Raw genomic sequence first — 17788 nt, forward strand, 5'->3', positions numbered from 1 at the left:
ACCCCCTCGGCCCACCCCGTGCCATCAGCCGCCGCCGCATACGCCCGGCAACGACCATCCGACGACAACGCCCGCTGCCGGGCGAACTCGGTGAAGATGCGCGGTGTGGCCATGACCGTCACGCCGCCGGCCAGCGCCAGCGTGCACTCCCCCGACCGCAGCGCCCGCACCGCCAGGTCCACCGCCACCAACGACGACGAACACGCCGTGTCCACCGTCAGGGCAGGGCCCGACATGTCGAAGGCGTAGGCCACGCGTCCCGACAGGACGCTGCCCGCCGAGCCGATGGCGCAGTAGCCCTCCAGGTCCGTGGGCCCAGAGCTTGCCAGCTGCTCGTAGTCCTGGCCGGCCGCCCCGATGAACACGCCGGTCTGCGAGCCCCGCAGTCGGGCCGGGTCGAGGCCCGCGTGCTCCAGGGTCTCCCACACCGTCTGCAACAGCAGCCGCTGCTGCGGATCCATCGCCAGCGCCTCGATACGACCGATCCCGAAGAACTCCGCGTCGAACTGATCGACACCGTCCAGGAAACCACCCTCACGGGCATACGCCGTTCCCGGCCGGTCGGGGTCCGGATCGTACAGACCCTCCAGATCCCAGCCCCGGTCCGACGGGAAGCCCGACACCACATCCCGCCCCGAAGCCACCACGTCCCACAGATCCGAGGCGCAGGACACACCGCCCGGATACCGGCAGCCCATGCCCACGACCGCGATCGGATCGTGGTCGTCGGTGGCGGACGCGGTCGGAGCATCGTCCGCCACCGGTTCGGCCGCGGTCGGCCGGGGGAAGCCGAGTCGGTCCAACAGTTGGTCCGCGACGGCCGCGGGCGTCGGATGATCGAAGAGCAGGGTGAGGGGGAGTTGCAGGCCGGTCGCTTTGCCCAGGCGGCCGGTGAGTTCCACGGCGGCCATCGAGTTGTATCCGTAGTCGCTGTAGGCGACGTTGGGGTCGATGTCCTGGGCGCTGGTGCCGAGCAGGTCCGCCGTCTGCTCACGGACCAGGTCGAGCACGGCAGCGTACCGGTCGGAATCGGGGGTGCCCGCCAGTCGCGAGACCAGGGGGTGTTCGTTCCGCGCTGCCGGACCGGCCATGTCTGACTCCACTTTCTCTCCTCACCGCTGCGGCTTCAGGGCCTGTTCGCTAGTTCTTCAGGACGAACGACCTGATGTGCTCGCTGAGTTGGTCGGGCTGGTCCTCGGGGATGAGGGTGTAGCTGTCCGCGATCTCCACGTGCTCGCTGCGGGGCAGCAGCTCTGCGAGCTTGCGCCCGTGCTCGGGCGGCATGACCTTGTCCTCGGCGGCCCACACCACCAGCGCCGGGCGGTCGAACTCCCGCAGTTTCTCGGCCCAGTTCATCAAGTCCTCGCGCGGCGGCACGCCCAGGATGTACTTGCGCAGGTCGCGACGGATCTCCGGGGACTTCCACAGCTGCGAGAGCCAGCCGTCCATCACGTCGTGGGGCACCGGCCGCTTGCTCATCCAGCCCCAGGTCATCGGCGCGCGCCGCATGGGCTTCAACTTCAGTGTCTGAAAGGCGAAGTTGAGGCCGCCGGGCATCTTGGCCGACATGACCAGGTTCTTTCCCGGCACGCCGGGCGGGAAGTTGTCGAACGCCTCGCAGGAGGTGATGACAAGGCGCCCGATCCGCTGGTCCCGGCCCTGGGCGACCAGTGACAGCGGGCCGCCCCAGTCGTTGATGGCAAGCGTGACGTCCCGCAGGTCGAGCTGCTCGAGGAATTCGGCCACAAGCCCCGCCACGCCCGCGACCGACAGGTCGGCGCCCTCCTTCATCGGTCGGCGGTGCCCGCCGAGCGGAAGGGTCGGAACGATACAGCGGAAGTCTTCGCGCAGCTTCGCCACGACATGACGCCACAACGTGCCGTCCATGGCGACGCCATGGATGAGCACAAGGATCGGCTTGTCGCCGCCAGTGTCCTCGTACGAGACGGTTCCTGCCGAAAGCTGAATCTCAGCCATGCTTGAAACTCCCGGGAGTTGTCGCTTCTCTAGCAGCGGCCGCACTTCCCTCGTGCGGGGGTACATGCTTCACGGCCGCTGCCGCTTCCCGAGCAATCTATCCGCGATTTACCAAAGACGTGACGTTCTCCTGACATTGTCAGGACGTCTCGTCGGCATGGCTCGTGAAGTTGACAGTTCATGACCTCGACTTGATGCCTCCCCTGTTGCACAAGTCCGTATGGCAGAAAGAGACTCGCCGGACGTCAGTCATACGCAGACGTCAGCCATATGCGGACGTCAGCCAGAGAGAGGCGACCCCGTGATCACAGTCGAAGAAGTATGCAGCCGCATCTCGAAGAAGCTCGGCAGCCGGGCTGATTCCTACAAGCTCGATGCCGACACTTCCTTTGACGCGGTCGGCCTTTCGAGCCTTCAGATAGCCGACATCGTCTACTCCATCGAGGACGACCTCGACGTCGAATTCGACGAGAGCAAGGCCGCGAACGTGAAGACGGTCGGCGATCTGGTGAAGCTCGCCGAAGAGGCGAAGGAACAGAGCGTTCAGGCGTGACCGCCGGATATCAGGGTGCCACCGCGGAATCCATCCGGCACCACTATGACGTCTCCAACGACTTCTTCGCCCTCTGGCTCGACCGGAACCGCACCTACACGTGCGCGCTCTGGGGCGAGGGCGACACTCTCGAGTCCGCACAGCAGCGCAAGCTCGACTTCCTGGCCGAGGGCGCCAAAGCCACCGGCGCCAAGCGCGTACTGGATGTCGGCTGCGGCTGGGGCAGCCTCCTCAAGAACCTCGTCGAGCGGCACGAGGTGGGGCACGCGGTCGGCCTGACGCTCAGCGACAGCCAGGCCGAACGGGTCCGTGAGCTGGATCTTCCGCGCTCCGAGGTGCGGGTCGAGAACTGGCGCGACCACAAGCCCGAGGAGCCCTACGACGCCATCATCTCCATCGGCGCCTTCGAGCACTTCGCCCGCATGGGTCTTTCGCGGGACGAACGTGTCGCGGCGTACCGGGAGTTCTTCGAGCACTGCAGGCGGTGGCTCCCCACGGGCGGCAGGCTCGCCCTGCAGACCATCACCAAGGGGAACAACAACCGTATGAACAAGGAGACCGTGCGCGATCTCATGTTCATCATCGACCACATCTTCCCCGAGTCCGAGATCCCGGCGCTTTCCGAGGCGATCGAGGGCAGCGAGAAGCGGTTCGAAGTGGTCAGTCTGCGCAATGACCCGGACCATTACAGCCGGACCTGCCAGGAATGGCTGGACCGTCTTCGGAAGAACCGTGCGGCCGCCGTGGAATCCGCGGGAGAGGCCAACACGGCGAACTACGAAAGGTACCTGAACGCCTCCGTGGGGCACTTCCGGAACCGCCATCTGGGTCTTTCGAGGATCATCTTCGAGGCCGTGTGATGGGCCGGCCCACACAGCGAGGAACATGCCAAGGAGCGCCCCTTTGAACGGGTTCAAGCATGTCGTCTACTGGCACGACACCGAAGAGGTCGATGCCGGGCCCCCGCTACGGGAATCAATCGAATGCGACGTGTGCATCGTCGGCGGCGGCTTCACCGGCCTGTGGACGGCACACTTCCTCAAGCTGGCCGAGCCGGCGCTCGACATCCGCATCGTCGAGGCCAGGCATTCCGGGTTCGGGGCCTCCGGCCGCGCCGACGGTTTCGTCACGCCGACCATCGGCAAGGACATCCAGGCGCTGGTCCAGCAGTTCGGCGCGCAGCGGGCGCTCAAGGCATCGCAGGCGGTGGGCCGTTCGATCCTGGAGATCGGCCGGTTCGCCCGTAAGAACAAGGTCGATGCCCAGTACGAGGCCACCGACTACCTGATGGTCGCCACCGATCAGGCGCAGCTCAAGCGACTGCGGCACGACCGGGAACTGGCCGAGCGGATGGGGGCAGCGCAGCCCGAGATCCTGTCCGCCGCGCCGTCCCGGGAGATCGTGGGCTCGCCCGCGATCGTCGGCAGCATGCGTACGGGTGGGGCGCTGGTCAACCCGTTCCGCCTTGCGCGCGGCATCACGCGCGTGGTCAGGGACCAGGGCGTGACGATCTACGACAACTCCCCCTGCCTGCAGGTGGAACCGGGAGCGCGGCCCACCGTCGTCACCGCCGGCGGGCGCATCAAGGCGGACAAGGTGGTCCTTGCCACCAACGTCCACATGGATGCCTTCAAGGAGTTCCGCCGGAAGGTCATCCCGGTCTGGACGTACGCGATGGTGAGCGAGCCGCTCACCGACCGGCAGCTGTCCCGGGTGAACTGGGAGGGCCGGGAGGGTCTTGTCGAGGCCAAGTCCCTGTTGACGTGCGCGCGTTTCACGCACGACAACCGCATCATGTTCGCGGGCGGCCCGGTGCCCTACTACTTCGGCCGGGACAAGCGGCAGCGGAACATGAACCGGCGCGAGGTGTATCGCGAGATCCACCAGGAGTTCCTGCGGTTCTTCCCCATGTGGCGGGACGTCGAGTTCAGCTATGCCTATGGCGGTGCCATCGACGTCGTACGCGACTTCGCACCGCACTTCGGCAGCATCGACGGCAACATCCTGTACGGCTACGGCTATTGCGGGAACGGGATCGCCGCCACGCACACCGGCGGCAAGGTCCTCAGGGACCTGATCCTGGGCAAGGACTCGGATTACTCCCAGCTCCTGTTCGTCGACGACGAACGGCGCAAGCCGCCCGCCTCGTTCCCGCCGGAACCTTTCCTGTACGCCGGTGCCCGCGCGACGGCCCGGTTCATGGACTGGAAGGACAGCAGATCATGAACACCCGTCCTACGGTGCTGCTCACCGGTGCGTCCGGGGTGGTCGGCCGGTCGATTCTGCAGGAGGCCGGCGACGGCGTCCGCATAGTGGCCGCGTCCCACAGCTCTCCGGTGACCGAGGCCGCCGCCACCCAGGTCCAGTGCGATCTGACGGCGCATCACTTCGGGCTCGACGAGGACGCGTACGCGGCCCTCGCCGATGAGGTCGACGTCGTGATCCACTCGGCGGGGCTGACCGAGTGGGGGCTGCCCGAGGCCAGCTACCAGCCGGTCAACGTCGAGGGCACGCGCCGGGTGATCGAGTTCGCCCGGCAGGCAGGAGCGGTCGTCCACTTCATCAGCACGGCCTTCGTCGCCGCCCTGATGGACAACGCGCCCCGGCCGCTGGGCGAGGACAACGTGTGCCGGAACTACATCGCGTCCAAGCTGAAGGCCGAGCAGCTCCTGCGCGACAGCGGCCTTCCGCACGTGATGTACCGACCCACGAACCTGATCGGTGACTCCGTCACCGGCTGGACCACGCGTGGGCAGATCGTGCAGCTGATGTCCGACTGGATCGGCCGGGGCAAGGCACCGTTCCTGGCCGTGCACGACGGCATCCGGATGGACTTCGTACCGCACGACCTGCTGTCGAAGGCCGTCCTTGGTGCCATCGAACAGGGCGACGACGAGGGCGAGTTCTGGGTCACGCTCGGCTCCGAGGCCATGGGTCTCACGGCCTGCCTCGACGTCATGGTCAAGCACGCGGCCTCGCGGGGCCGCACGCTCGAGCATCCGCCCGTGGTGGACGCCGACACCCTCGACCCCGAGGCGATCGCCCGGACGTCGCCGATGTCGCGTTCCTACCTCTCCGTGCTGCGGGACACGAGCGAGGTCACCCGGTGCAGCGGCGGGGTACTGCCCACCTCCATGCCCGAGTTGCGCCGGCGCTACGGCATTGCCCAGATCGATGACTCGGCCGCCTATCTGACGAGCCTGGAGTACGCCGCGGCGCACTTGAGTTAGGGCCTGTCGGCATTGCTGTCACCGCGGTCTCTACCGACGTACGGAAGGAAATGATGGACGTGAATGGCTGGCTGCCCCCGGATCTCGGCGAGACGGTGGCCGTGGTCACCGGGGCCAGCCGAGGCGTGGGCCGTGGAATCGCGCTCGCGCTCGGCGAATCGGGGGCGACCGTCTATGTGACCGGGCGCAGCACCCGTGACGGCGAGCGCACCGAAGGGCTTCCCGGCACGGTGGAGGACACCGCGGACGAGGTCACGAAGCGTGGCGGCAAGGGCATCGCGGTGCACTGCGACCACCGGCTCCCCGCGGACAACCAGGCACTCGCCGAGCGCATCGAGGCGGACCACGGCGGCCTTGACCTGCTCGTCAACAACGCGTGGGCCGGGTACGAGCGGATGACCGAGGTCCGCTTCGACGCACCGTACTGGGAGCAGCCGACGTGGCGTTATGAGTTGTTCGAGGCGTCGCTGCGCGCCCAGTACGAGGTCACGCGCCGGCTGACCCCGCTCTTGCTGTCCCGGGGGCGCGGCCTGATCGTGGGCATCAGCTTCACGGACGGGGACATCTACCTCGGCCAGGTCGGCTACGACGTCTTCAAGTCGGCGGCCGACCGCATGTGCCGCGGCTTCGCGTCGGACCTGCGGAGGAAGGATGTCGCGGCCGTCTCGCTGCACCCGGGGTTCGTGCGCACGGAGCGGGTCGAGGCCGACTGGGACGCCATGGGCAGCGGCCCCGCCGCCGTGGTCCATTCACCGGAGTACGTCGGCCGTGCCGTCGCCTTCCTTTCGGCCGACCCCGACGTGAAGGCACGTTCCGGAACCGTTCTCAGCGCCGGTGATCTGGCGGAGGAGTTCGACTTCGACGACGTGGACGGCAAGCGCCCCCCGGCGTTCCGCCTGGAGGGCCGGATGTCCCTCGCGACCCGGATGTACCGCTTGAACCGAGCGACCGGCGCCGGGCGCTGACGATGGCGGGCCAGCGAGCGTCCTGCGTGGGCACGGAACCTCTCCCGCCCTCCCCCTTCGGCGCGGGAGAGGTTCATGTCCGGCTGTTGTGGATCCCCGGCTCCGAAGCCGCCGCCATGGCCATGGCGGCAGAGGTTCTCGACCCGGCGGAGCACCGCCGCGCCGCAGCCTTCCAGGACCCGCCGGCCCGCCGTCGCTACATCACCGCCCACGTGGGCCTGCGGGTTCTGCTGGGCAGCCTTGTGGGCCTCGCCCCGGAGCGCATCTCCTTCGTCCGTGAGCGCTGCGGTATGCCCAAGTGCACGGAAATCCATGGGCGTCCGGCCGTCGAAGGCCATGCGAAAGTGCACTTCTCGCACTCCCGTGCCGGAGACATGGCGCTGTACGCGGTGGCGGGGGCGCCCGTGGGGGTCGATGTGGAAACCCGGGAAGCGGCACCGTCGTTGACGGACGGCAGTGCCGCGACGAGCCGTTGGCTCGCGAAGCTGCACCAGGACGAGCGCCGGATCCTCACCGCACTCCCCTCCGCGCAGCGCACGGACGCGTTCATGAGCTGCTGGGTGCGCAAGGAGGCGTACTTCAAAGGGATCGGCACGGGACTGGCCGCGGGACTCGATTCCCGGTACGTCGGTTTCGCAGGGGATGCCGTCCGGCCCGTGGAGGCCGCCCCTCCCCCGCCCGAAGGGTGGCACCTCGTCGATGTGCCGGTGCCCGCCGGTTACCGGGCCTCCGTCGCCTTGCGCAGGACGGGCGGTACGGCGGAACGGGCAGAGGTCGGCTGCCGCCGGTTCAGCCTGCGGCAGGGGGAAGGAGGGTGATGCGTGGCGCGCGGATTCAAGAACCCGCACCGGGAAGCCCCCTGACGCTGCTCTGCCTGCCGTGTGCCGGCGGTGGCGCCTCCTCGTACGCACGCTGGCAGGACCGCCTCAGCGCCCATGGAGCACACGTCCGGGTACGCCCGGTGCAGTTGCCCGGCCGCGAGGAGCGGGCCCACGAGCCCCGGTTCACGGACCTCGACGCCCAGGTCATGGCGTTGGAGAGCGAACTCGGCGACGAACTCTCCCGTCCCCACATTCTTCTCGGCCACAGCATGGGAGCGTTCGTCGTGCACGCCCTTGCCCTGCGCCGACAGCAACAGGGCGCTTCCCTTCCCCGGGCGCTCGTCCTGCTCTCCCACCGGGCTCCGCACATCCCTCCCAACGGGATCCTCGTCCCGGACGCGGACGACGAGACGCTGGCCGAACGCCTCGCGGAACTGGGCGGGATTCCCTGGGAGCTGGCCCGCAGGAAACGGTTCAGGGCCCGGCTCATGCCGCTGGTCCGCGACGATCTGCGGCTGTGCTCCTCCACCACGCCCGAGGCCGCGATCGAGCCGCTCGACATGCCGCTGCATCTGTTCATAGGACGCCAGGACCATCTGGTGCCCGTCGGAGCGATGGCCGCGTGGTCACGCCACGGGGGCGCCGGAAGCGAGTTGCGCACCATGCCGGGCGGGCATTTCTTCGTCCGCACGCACGAGAGCGACCTGCTGAGTGAACTGGCGGCGGTGCTGCGCCGGTACACCGGCGAACGATCCGCGAGCGCCCATGAGTCCGCACGGGCCGACCTGAAACAACCGCTCGACGAAGCCGTTCTTGGAGGAGCAGAGTGAAACGGGAACTCGTCACGCCTCCGGGCGCACCCTTCTCGAGGATCATGGGCGTGGGCTCGTACCGCCCGCGCCGGATCGTCGACAACCACGAGGCCTGTCGTCTCATCGACTCCTCGGACACGTGGGTACGCTCCCGATCCGGGATCGTCACGCGCCGCTGGGCCGGTCCGGACGAGTCCCTGGGGGTCATGGCCGAGCAGGCCGCGCTCAAGGCCGTCGCGGCCGCGGGCCTCACCGCGGCCGACATCACCTGCGTCATCGCCGCCACCTTCACGCACCTCAAGCAGACGCCGGCCATCGCGACGGAGATCGCGCACCGGATCGACGCCCAGGACGCGGCGGCCTTCGACCTGTCCGCGGGCTGCGCCGGTTTCGTCCACGGCGTCGTGCTCGCCAACGACATCGTCCGCAGCCGGGGCGGGCACGTCCTGGTCGTGGGCGTGGAGCGGATGACCGACCTGCTGAACCTGCGTGACCGGTCCACTGCCTTCATCTTCGGAGACGGCGCGGGGGCCGTTGTGATCGGGCCGTCCACCACCCCCGGGTTCGGCCCGGTGGTCTGGGGCGCGGACGGCTCCCAGGCCGACGCGATCGAGCAGAGCATCCCGTGGGACGCCCTCAGGGACAGCGAGGGTGAGCACGAGTTCCCCTACCTGCGCCAGGAGGGCCAGCGGGTGTTCCGCTGGGCCGCCTACGAGATGGCCCGTGTCTCGAAGCGGGCACTCGAAGCGGCCGGAGTCCCGCCGGCCGACCTCGACGCGTTCATCCCTCATCAGGCGAACGTCCGCATCATCGACACGATCGCGCGGCAGATCGGCCTGCCGGACACCGTGACCGTCGCCAAGGACATCGTGACGGCCGGCAATACGTCGGGGGCCTCCATCCCGCTGGCCCTGGACGCGGTGCTCGCCTCGGGGGAGGCAGGGGCCGGAGGCCTCGCCCTGCTCGTCGGATACGGCGCGGGACTCTGCTACGCGGCAACCGTCGCCGTCCTTCCGTAGCGCGGTTGCCGCGTACACAGTGCGGAACTACATTTCGTCACCGGCGATGTCGCCGGAAGGAGCCGACCGTACCGCGGCTACGTATCCGCCCAGTTGGAATCCGACCCCGCGCACGGTCACTATCCAGCTGCGCGAGCCGAGTTTGCTGCGAATGCTGCTCACGTGAGTGTCGATGGTCCGACGGGACCAGACATCCCCCCACACCTCCTTCATGATCCGCTTCCGCGACATGACGACATCGGGATGCGATGCGAGGAGGTGCATCAGGTCGAACTCCTTGCGCGACAGGTCGATGGGACGGCCGTCGAGCCGGACCTGGCGTGCCGAAACATCGATCTCCAGAGGCCCGTGGGAGATGACCGAATCGGCACTCTGCGGAGGGTGGGCCTGGATGCGCCGCATAACGGCTTCGATACGAGCCATGAGTTCGCGAAACCCATAAGGCTTGACGAGATAGTCGTCGGCCCCGATTTGCAGACCGAGAACGCGGTCCAGTTCACTTCCACGGGCGGTCACGACGAGGATGGGAACATTACTGACCGCGCGGATTCTGCGACAGACCTCGAGGCCGTCGAGGTCGGGCAGATCAAGATCGATAAGAACTACGTCGGCGTTTTCGTAAGTGCTTAACGCGGCGACGGCCGTATCCACCGCTTGCGCCTCGTGCCCCTGCCGCAACAAGTCCTTCACCAAGGACTCGGCACACTCCGCGTCGCCGTCCACCACAAGCATGTTCCACTCGACGGCCGCCTGTACGTCACGGCCGACAAAGGTCATCAGGTGCTTTTCGGGGCGGTCCGTCGGATTCTGATCGTCTTGCTGGTTCTGAGTTACCGTCAGGTGCGGACGACGGCTGGTTCCTGCAGCGGCGTTCACATCTCCCCCTCGCTGAACGTGTAAGAGTGACCGTACCCGTTCAAGCAGGCCATTGGCTGAACTCTGCCTCTTGCCAAGGGACTTCGAAGCGTGATGGGCAGGTGCTGCCACCTGCCCATCACACCACCTACGAGACGGGCCGACCCGCCCATCGCCGGCGCGAGTAGCCCGCGCTACTCGATCGAGCAGTTGCTGAGCACCGCCGAACTGGAACTTGTTCAACAGGCAAACACCCCAAATTCAGGAACGCCGTTCCCCCTCATTCGCCCATGCCGCACCCAAGATCAAGTAAACCAAGAGGGCGAGCAGCATAGGGCTCCCTATCGCGATCCTGGCCCCCTGCCCCAGTCTTGCCATCCATGCCAACAAGGGCCAGAAGATGAGCCCGAGAAGCAGGAATCCACTGATGTAGACGCCTAGCCTTGTGATCCTGTTCATGTCATTTCGAGTCGTTATTGACGAGTTTCTTCACGTTGGTGGCGACGAGTGGGACCTTGGCGCGGCGGATGGGCTGCCGGGTCAGGATTCCGAACCAGATCCCGATCTGGTTGAGCCACGAGGGGCCGAATTCGTGGTGCCGTGCCGGACGTAGCCCGCGGAGCGCTTCTTGGCGACGGCGAACGCGACCGGCGACACCGGCTGAGTCCGTTCCAGTGCCCGGATCTGCGTCTTCTCGTCGATCGAGAGGTCCACAGCGCCGCCCGGCGGGGCGGAGTAGAGGCCGATCATGTCGGCCGGCCTTTTCCGCGAACGCCGGGTCCTTCGAAACCTTGAAGGTGCCCAGCCGGTCAGCTTCAGGCTCAGCCCGGCGAGGTCCTTGCACCGACGCCCCCTCAGCCGACCACAACACGATCCCGCCCCGCATGGCCATGTCCGCGGGCACGTGCCCGCTGTTCACCAACTCCCGCATCGTGGCCGCCTGTTCCGCGGAGAGCTCCATACGCAGAGACCCTGCCAGACAAGATCAAATAACTTTGACGGAAGCACGAGAAACTAGCTCTCTCCACATGCGAACACTCACCTACCAATTGCTAGGAGCCAGTGCACGTAAGGAAAAGCAACTCGCCTTCCCTCTGCATCATTTCTAAGGCGCATCGCCGCGAGCATCACTCCTTAGACTCCAGCGTGAGTAGTGTCTACTACTTGATCGAGCAGTAGCAGGAAACGCCCGAACTGGCAATACTCGGTGGCACGCGAGTGGCAGGGCCGACGGACTCGTTCCGTGCGCAGAGGTTACTCAGCCACGAAGGACCCTGATTTTCCGCTGGCGATCGCTTCAAGACGTGGAAGCTCGACCGAAAGGAAAATTCTCGTGACGAATTTGAGGCGGCTACGAAGTAAGCGCCTGGGGTACGCGGTGACCATTGCAACCGCGTTGACCCTGGTGGGGTCGCTGACCAGCGCGGCGCCTGCGCCCCAGCAGAAGGCGGCGGCAGGCATCGACCTCGACAACGGGAACGCGCTGATCGAAGTCGTCTACCCGAAGTTCCAACGAGTTTCGCGCGAACAGAGCTCCGGCCGTTCCGTGTCATTGACCGTCGATCATGCCATTCTGATTGAAATGCCATGGTTCGATGCCATAGCCCCCTACCACCCGACGGCGAAGGGTCTCTTCACCGACCTCGGCCGTCGGCCGAAGGACGAGCGCACTACGCGGAACAAGAACATCGCCGTCATCTATGCCGCCTTCACCTCGCTCAACGAGGTCCTCCCGCAATACAAGTCGCGATGGCTCGAGATGATGGCGTCGGCGGGTCTGGATCCCAACGACACCAAGGAGGACCCGACTACTCCGAGCGGCATCGGGATTCTCGCCGCCAAGGGCGCCATGAAGGCGAGAGTGAAGGACGGTTCCAACCGGGCAGGCGATGAAGGCGGCCGTAAGTACAATCAACTGCCCTATGCCGACTACACGGGCTACAAGCCGGTGAACAGTGCGCAGGAGCTCCGCGATCCGTCCCGCTGGCAGCCGAACGTGACCTCGACGAACAACGTCCTCCAGGCCCAGCAGTTCTCGACGCCCCAGTACGGCCGCGTCAAGCCCTTCTCGTACGACAGCCCCACCCGGTTCAAGGTCGCGCCCCCGGCCAAAAGCAACCACCACAATCGTAAGGCCTACAAGCGCCAGGCCGACGAGGTTCTCAAGGCATCGGCGAACCTGAACGACCGCCAGAAGATGACCGCTGAGCTCTTCAACGACAAGGTCATTACGTTCGGGCAGGTCGCTGGCACTCCTGTTGTCACCGGGGGCAAGTACGACACCGAGAAGATGGTGCAGTACATCACCACCTCCGACGTGGCCTTCGTCGATGCCACCATCGCCACCTGGCACTTCAAGCGCAAATACGACTCGGTGCGCCCGTTCAGCGCGATCCGTCACTTGTACGGGCACAAGGAGATGACGGCATGGGGCGGGCGCGGGAAGGGCACCGTCAACGACATCACCGGGAACGAGTGGCAGAGCTACCTGAACAGCAACGCCGCCGACTCCCCCGAGTACCCTTCGGTGACGTCCGCGCTGTGCCAGTCCTTCGCCCAGCAGGTACGGCGCTTCACCGGCACCGACAAGATCGGTATCTCCGTTCCCACCGCCAAGGGTTCCTCGCTGGTGGAACCGGGCGTCACGCCGGCCAGTGACATCACACTGGCCTGGAACAACTGGACCGACTTCGCCGAGGACTGCGGCAAGAGCAGGGTATGGGCCGGCGAGAACTTCCCGTCGGCGATCAAGGCCTCTCAGTCGTACGCGCCCGAGATCGGCGACCTCAGCTACGAGTTCGTCCAGCGCAAGCTGAAGGGCGACTGACCTTCAGCGCCACGCACACTGGCTGCCGACGAGGACTCCAGGTCCCCGTCGGCAGCCAGTTTTCGTCTGCGCCCGCTCGACCGAAGCCGCGGCGTCACCTCACCGAGCGCCTCGTACGTGTCGGATCACCGCAGCCGGGTTCGGGTCGGACCCGTCCCCGCGCCAGGCCACGTGATGGTCGGGCCTGAGAAGAACCAGGTCGCGTTCCCACATCTGCCGGGCGCCAGCGTCGCTCACCACGGCGTGGCTGACCGGCAGTCCTTGAGCGGCCGCCTCTTCGAGGAGCGCGTCGGCGCTGCCGTCTCCGGCGAAGTCGACGAGAGTGAAGGACGACGGGGCGAAGCGGTCGTAAATCGATGTCCCGTCCTCGATGAGAAGGCTGGGCGGGCGGGCTCCGGGCCAGGTCGTCGGCGTGTACTCCCGGGGGCTCCACGGGGGCTCGGGCGCGTCTTCGTGGCAGACGACGGGCGAGTCGTTGTAGCGGTAGCCCAGCTCGATGCCCGTGTACTCGTTCTCGCCCCGCTCATCCTCGAGGAAAGACGCGACGGCCTCTATCGAGCCTCCCTCGCGCAGGAGTTGCCCCGCCTGGAGGTGAATGCCCAGGTGCCGGTGTGACGTGTGCATGTTGCGCAGGCCCACGGGGTGGCGTTCGGTCTCGTAGCTGTCGAGCAGACCGGGGCCGCCGAAGCCCTTCACGAGGGCGGCGATCTTCCAGGCCGCGTCGATCGCATCGCCGATGCCCGTGTTCATTCCGTAGGCGCCAGTCGGGAACATGCGATGAGCGGAGTCGCCGGCAAGGAGGACCCGTCCGGCGCGGTAGCGGTCCGCAATCACGAAGCCGGGGCGCCAACGCGATGTCAGAAGCACCTTGTCGATCTTCAGGTCCACCTGCATCGTGTCGAGCAGGAAGGCCGCGGGATCGGCGGGAGGCGTGTCGAATTCGGCCGGATCCATGCCGTTGACGTGCACGGTCCAGGTGTCGACCTCATCCTGGGCGATGATGATGTACCTGAAGGCGAAGTAGTGCCAGAACGGTCCGTGCCGGTGCAGGGTCGTCAGGTCTCGGCTCTTGAAATGGACCATGAAGGCGCTGGGCAACCCGGTTACGCCGAAGCCCTCCTGGCCGATGCCCACCGCCTCGCGGACCTGACTCGACGCGCCGTCGCACCCGATCACGTACCGGGATCGAATCAGGACCGGAGCGTCGGTCATCACGTCTGCGAGGTGGCTCGTCACCACGTCGTCATCCTGGGTGAGGGAATCGAACCGAAGGCCGCAGCGCAGATCGATGAACTGGTTGCGCTGGCAGTGGGCCCGCAGGACCAGCTCAAGCTCGATCTGTGAGATCCGCTGGCCGGGCTCGGCGGGGCGGGTGCCGTCGTTGTGCTCGGCGATGCGTCGCCGCTCCTCGGCTACCGAGGGAAGCCCCCATGTGGTGATCGGCTCACCGGCGAGGCCGGTCGACCAGATCACGTCGGCCCGGTGCTCGGTTCCGACGCCGGCGGACCGCACGTCGTCAGCGAGGCCCAACTGCCGAAAGAATTCCATACTGCGGGAATTGACGTAGTCGAGCTTCGGATGAACTGACGTCTCGAAGTCCTGGTCGGCCAGAACGCAGTGAACACCCTGCCGGGCGAGCGCCAGAGCGGTGACCATGCCGACGGGGCCCGCGCCCACGATCAGTACGGGTGCCGGATCCACGATGTGTGCCTCCCCAAGGGTGTGGGGCGGTTCGACGACCGCCCCACACCATTCACGGTTTGTTCAGTGCGCTTCGCTGGGCGTCCGGCTCTCCGGATCGCGCTTCGCCTGACCGGGTATGCCCGCGCCTCCGATGGGCAGGGCGGTCTCCCGAGCGGGGATAGCGCCCGTCAGGGCACGTACCTGCACCTCGGCGAAGCCAGCGTCGTTGCGCTCCTTGCTGAGGAGCGTGCCGATGTAACCAAGGAGGAAGCCGACCGGCACTGAGATGAGTCCCGGTTCGATGTCGACGAAGTGGAAGTCGAGGTCGGCGAAGATGGCGTCGTCCTCGGCCGATACTCCATTGGAGAACACGACCATGAACAGGGTCACGGCGATTCCGCCGTAGACCGTCCACAGCAGCCCGGACGTGTTGAAGCGCCGCCAGAACAGCGCGTAGACGACCGCGGGCAGGACCGCGGCGCCCGCCACGTCGATCGACGTCGGAATGAAGATGTGGGTCCGCACCGGCAGCATCGCGACACCTCCGAGGACGGAGGCGATACCGATGACCGCCACGTTGCGCCGGATGGCCTTCAGTTCTGCGTCCGGGCCAAGTTGCCGTCCGCGCACCACGTTGATGTCCCTGGTGACGGATGTCACCGCGCTGATCAGCAGAGCCGCGAAGACTCCGACGATCGAAAGGACCGCGATCACAGCGAGCGTGCCGACCATCACCTGCCCTCCGAGGTCGTCCGCGAGCTTGGGCAGGCTGATGTCACGGTGGGGCTTGATGATGCCGATGTTGTCGCCGCCGAGCACCGCGACGGCGCCGAGACCGACGACGGACATGCACAGGAAGAATCCCACGACGATCATGGATGCCCAGCCGGCCGAGCGACGGGCGTCCTTCCCGCTGGTCACCGCGAAGTTGCGCATGAAGAGGAACGGGATCGCCGCGACTCCGACGACGATACAGAAGAGCTTCGACAGGTGGACCCACCGGTCGGAGCCCTCACCGAACAGGCGGCCGGGTCCCAGCAGGTCGTAACCGCCCTTGTGCGCAGCGGCGTTGGCCTCGGCCTGTTCGAGCAGGGTGATGGGGTTCATGTCGAACTTGGCGAGGACCATCGTGGTCAGCACGGCCACGACGGCGAAGGCCATGGCCGCCTTGAACAGCAGGATCCTGGTGACTCCGTGCATGCCTCCCACGTACACGTACAGCACGGTGGCCAGGCCGACGAGGACGACCATGAGGGCCAGGAGCACGAGGGCGTCGAGGCCGAACCACCGGTTGAAGATGAAGGCGATCGCGGCCATGTTGATGATCGTAAACATGGCGTATATCAGCAGGGTGACAACGGCCGACGCGATCCGCGCCGGCCGTTCGCGGGCCCGCATCGCGAACAGGTCACCCAGGGTGCGTATGCCCAAGTTGCGCATGGGCGAGGCGAAGATCAGCAACCCGAGCATCATGGACATCGTGAAGGCCGTAAGGAGGAGAACGGCGTCGTAGCCGCTCAGCGCGATGTGGCCGGTGATGATGAACATGGTCGAGTACATAAGCGGCGCGGAGGCCAGCGCGATCGCGTTCTGGCCGGCGCCGATCTTCCGGCCGGCGAGCAGGAAGTCGTCCGAGGAGTCCGTGCTGCCACGCGCCGCCTTCACCAGGAAGAACACCAGAACGGCGACGACGATGGTGAGGGGGATGGCCACCCCGGGCGCTGCCCAGGTGTTGTCGACCGGAGGTGGCGGGTCGGCGAGAACGATCATCGGGGATCTCCTTCCAGGTCAGCCCGGATCTGCTCACTGAGGGGATCAAGACGCATACGGGCGTATCGCAGGTAGACCGCGGAGATCACCACCACGAAGGCGAACGACAGCAGGACGAACAGCAGGCCCACGTTCATGGGGCCGCCGATCCCCTGCCGGAAGAAGTCCGGTGCGAAGGTGGCGAGCGCGCATCCGGTGAACCACCACCCGAAGAAGACGACACTCGCCCAGAGGATGAAGGCATTCGATTGTCGACGCAGGGCCTTGAACTGGGCGCTGTCATGTACGGCGACATAGCGGTCATCGTCCGCTAGCGAGTTCGTCGTGGCCATGACACCTCCTCCTGGTGAGGACGTCGCGATCACGACGTCGTGGCGTGACGATCAGTACGGCAGTCTCGGACAGCAACCCCCGCGCGGGCATGGCCCATTCACGGGGTTACAGCCCTGTAGTGGCGAAATGGCGTGGCGCTCCGGGCCGAACCGCGTGAACGTGTGATGGTCCGTGAAGGCCCGGCGGCCGATGGTGGCCGAATGACTTCGGCACCGGAGAAGAACGCGTGGACGTACGACGACTTCACGAGCGGCGGGCTGGACCCCGCCCGATGGTCGGTCATGGCGACAACGGGGGCTGACGGCAAGACGCGCCACTACCAGGACCGCAACGCTCAAGTGCGGACCGGCGACGGGCGGTTCGAGCTGACCGTCAACCCCTTCACCCGCTTCCACGACACGGACCCGAGGCAGAACAACGCCAAGCAGATGTACCGGTCGGTGCGGCGCTTCCTCGTGCCGCCGACGGGACAGCTCACGTTCGAGGTCGACATGGCGGTGCGGACCTTCGGCCAGGTCCCCCACGACCTCCTCGACGCCTTCGGCACGGTCAACCTCTTCGACCTGGACACCGGTGTCGTGCTCAATGCCGCCGCGACCAACGACTGCGTATACGCGCTGGTTGAACGCCTGGTAATGCCGGGCGTCACAGAGCCGCACGAGCACTACATCCACCGGGTGGTCTCGGAGGTGCCGACCGAGCCGGGGCGTGAGCACCGCTACTCGATCTCCTACCGGGCCGAGACGTCGGAGGCCGAATGGCGGGTCGACGGCCAGGTCGTCTACTGGGCACGGCTTCCGGCGCCGGTGACGGGCTTTAACGCCGGCATGGCCCTGTTCTCGGCCCGTGATCTCTCCCGCTACACACGAGCGGAGCGGGAGCACGGGCAGGGCGCGACCGGCCGTTGGGGGCCCTGGCGGGTGACGTCGAGCGTCAGATGAAC

The 17788-nt window shown here is 66.6% G+C and carries 16 protein-coding genes and 1 pseudogene; 10 read left to right on the top strand and 7 right to left on the bottom strand.

Annotated elements, in window-relative coordinates:
- Together AB0O76_RS34690 and AB0O76_RS34695 are read right to left on the bottom strand one after the other, a co-directional pair.
- Nucleotides 1-1091 (bottom strand): type I polyketide synthase (locus tag AB0O76_RS34690; protein ID WP_365499730.1); only part of this gene is annotated, 1091 nt, incomplete at its 3' end.
- A gap of 49 nt (nucleotides 1092-1140) precedes the next feature.
- Nucleotides 1141-1977, bottom strand: coding sequence for an alpha/beta hydrolase (locus tag AB0O76_RS34695; protein ID WP_365499733.1), 837 nt, complete (start codon nucleotides 1975-1977; stop codon nucleotides 1141-1143).
- Between the two features lie 301 nt (nucleotides 1978-2278).
- Between AB0O76_RS34695 and AB0O76_RS34700 the strand changes: the two genes are divergently transcribed.
- From AB0O76_RS34700 to AB0O76_RS34735, 8 genes are read left to right on the top strand one after another with little or no spacing between them, the layout of a single operon-like run.
- Complete coding sequence (locus tag AB0O76_RS34700) at nucleotides 2279-2530, top strand: acyl carrier protein (protein ID WP_365499736.1); 252 nt, start codon at nucleotides 2279-2281, stop codon at nucleotides 2528-2530.
- Nucleotides 2527-3390 carry a cyclopropane-fatty-acyl-phospholipid synthase family protein gene (locus AB0O76_RS34705; protein WP_365499739.1) on the top strand — a complete coding sequence of 288 codons (864 nt, stop codon included), beginning with the start codon at nucleotides 2527-2529 and terminating at the stop codon, nucleotides 3388-3390. The genes AB0O76_RS34700 and AB0O76_RS34705 overlap by 4 nt, the downstream gene beginning before the upstream one ends.
- Nucleotides 3391-3433: 43 nt before the next feature.
- A complete protein-coding gene (locus AB0O76_RS34710) occupies nucleotides 3434-4756 on the top strand; it encodes an FAD-binding oxidoreductase (protein WP_365499741.1) in 1323 nt (440 codons plus the stop codon).
- Nucleotides 4753-5760, top strand: a complete 1008-nt coding sequence (locus AB0O76_RS34715; protein WP_365499744.1) for an SDR family oxidoreductase — start codon at nucleotides 4753-4755, stop codon at nucleotides 5758-5760. The genes AB0O76_RS34710 and AB0O76_RS34715 overlap by 4 nt, the downstream gene beginning before the upstream one ends.
- Before the next feature lie 50 nt (nucleotides 5761-5810).
- Entirely contained in the window at nucleotides 5811-6725 is a 915-nt protein-coding gene (locus tag AB0O76_RS34720) for an SDR family NAD(P)-dependent oxidoreductase (protein WP_365499747.1), read from the top strand.
- Nucleotides 6726-6751: 26 nt separating this feature from the next.
- On the top strand, nucleotides 6752-7543 hold the full coding sequence (locus AB0O76_RS34725) for a 4'-phosphopantetheinyl transferase superfamily protein (protein WP_365499750.1): 792 nt from the start codon (nucleotides 6752-6754) through the stop codon (nucleotides 7541-7543).
- Nucleotides 7543-8376, top strand: coding sequence for an alpha/beta fold hydrolase (locus AB0O76_RS34730; RefSeq protein ID WP_365499753.1), 834 nt, complete (start codon nucleotides 7543-7545; stop codon nucleotides 8374-8376). Before AB0O76_RS34725 ends, AB0O76_RS34730 begins: the two co-directional genes overlap by 1 nt.
- A gap of 44 nt (nucleotides 8377-8420) precedes the next feature.
- Nucleotides 8421-9377 carry a beta-ketoacyl-ACP synthase 3 gene (locus AB0O76_RS34735; protein ID WP_365499988.1) on the top strand — a complete coding sequence of 319 codons (957 nt, stop codon included), beginning with the start codon at nucleotides 8421-8423 and terminating at the stop codon, nucleotides 9375-9377.
- Nucleotides 9378-9404: 27 nt separating this feature from the next.
- On the opposite strand, the gene AB0O76_RS34740 is transcribed toward AB0O76_RS34735, so the two are convergent.
- Nucleotides 9405-10253 (bottom strand): response regulator transcription factor, encoded by an 849-nt coding sequence (locus AB0O76_RS34740; RefSeq protein ID WP_365499756.1) that lies wholly within the window; start codon nucleotides 10251-10253, stop codon nucleotides 9405-9407.
- A gap of 624 nt (nucleotides 10254-10877) precedes the next feature.
- A pseudogene (locus AB0O76_RS34745) lies at nucleotides 10878-11040 on the bottom strand (IS630 family transposase); the annotation flags it as partial.
- 435 nt (nucleotides 11041-11475) lie between these two features.
- On the opposite strand from AB0O76_RS34745, the gene AB0O76_RS34750 reads away from it, so the two are divergent.
- A complete protein-coding gene (locus tag AB0O76_RS34750) occupies nucleotides 11476-13059 on the top strand; it encodes a DUF6851 domain-containing protein (protein WP_365499759.1) in 1584 nt (527 codons plus the stop codon).
- A gap of 99 nt (nucleotides 13060-13158) precedes the next feature.
- On the opposite strand, the gene AB0O76_RS34755 is transcribed toward AB0O76_RS34750, so the two are convergent.
- The 3 genes from AB0O76_RS34755 to AB0O76_RS34765 all read right to left on the bottom strand — a co-directional run bounded on the left by AB0O76_RS34755 (nucleotide 13159) and on the right by AB0O76_RS34765 (nucleotide 16844).
- Nucleotides 13159-14760 (bottom strand): FAD-dependent monooxygenase, encoded by a 1602-nt coding sequence (locus AB0O76_RS34755; RefSeq protein WP_365499762.1) that lies wholly within the window; start codon nucleotides 14758-14760, stop codon nucleotides 13159-13161.
- Nucleotides 14761-14823: 63 nt separating this feature from the next.
- A complete protein-coding gene (locus tag AB0O76_RS34760) occupies nucleotides 14824-16512 on the bottom strand; it encodes a Na+:solute symporter (protein ID WP_365499765.1) in 1689 nt (562 codons plus the stop codon).
- Nucleotides 16509-16844, bottom strand: coding sequence for a DUF485 domain-containing protein (locus AB0O76_RS34765; protein ID WP_365499768.1), 336 nt, complete (start codon nucleotides 16842-16844; stop codon nucleotides 16509-16511). The genes AB0O76_RS34760 and AB0O76_RS34765 overlap by 4 nt, the downstream gene beginning before the upstream one ends.
- A 201-nt stretch (nucleotides 16845-17045) precedes the next feature.
- Here AB0O76_RS34765 and AB0O76_RS34770 point away from each other — a divergent pair, with 201 nt between their 5' ends.
- Nucleotides 17046-17786, top strand: coding sequence for a DUF6081 family protein (locus tag AB0O76_RS34770; RefSeq protein ID WP_365499771.1), 741 nt, complete (start codon nucleotides 17046-17048; stop codon nucleotides 17784-17786).
- The last annotated feature ends 2 nt before the right edge of the window (nucleotides 17787-17788 follow it).

The organism is Streptomyces sp. NPDC086554 (genome assembly GCF_040686095.1).
Taxonomy (GTDB): Bacteria; Actinomycetota; Actinomycetes; order Streptomycetales; family Streptomycetaceae; genus Streptomyces.

Excerpts from the sequence above, each read along its gene's own strand:
- AB0O76_RS34765 (WP_365499768.1), bottom strand. The coding sequence starts at position 16,844 with ATGGCCACGACGAACTCGCTAGCGGACGATGACCGCTATGTCGCCGTA.
- AB0O76_RS34760 (WP_365499765.1), bottom strand. The coding sequence starts at position 16,512 with ATGATCGTTCTCGCCGACCCGCCACCTCCGGTCGACAACACCTGGGCA.
- AB0O76_RS34715 (WP_365499744.1), top strand. The coding sequence starts at position 4,753 with ATGAACACCCGTCCTACGGTGCTGCTCACCGGTGCGTCCGGGGTGGTC.
- AB0O76_RS34735 (WP_365499988.1), top strand. The coding sequence starts at position 8,421 with ATGGGCGTGGGCTCGTACCGCCCGCGCCGGATCGTCGACAACCACGAG.
- AB0O76_RS34730 (WP_365499753.1), top strand. The coding sequence starts at position 7,543 with ATGCGTGGCGCGCGGATTCAAGAACCCGCACCGGGAAGCCCCCTGACG.
- AB0O76_RS34695 (WP_365499733.1), bottom strand. The coding sequence starts at position 1,977 with ATGGCTGAGATTCAGCTTTCGGCAGGAACCGTCTCGTACGAGGACACT.
- AB0O76_RS34770 (WP_365499771.1), top strand. The coding sequence starts at position 17,046 with ATGACTTCGGCACCGGAGAAGAACGCGTGGACGTACGACGACTTCACG.
- AB0O76_RS34720 (WP_365499747.1), top strand. The coding sequence starts at position 5,811 with ATGATGGACGTGAATGGCTGGCTGCCCCCGGATCTCGGCGAGACGGTG.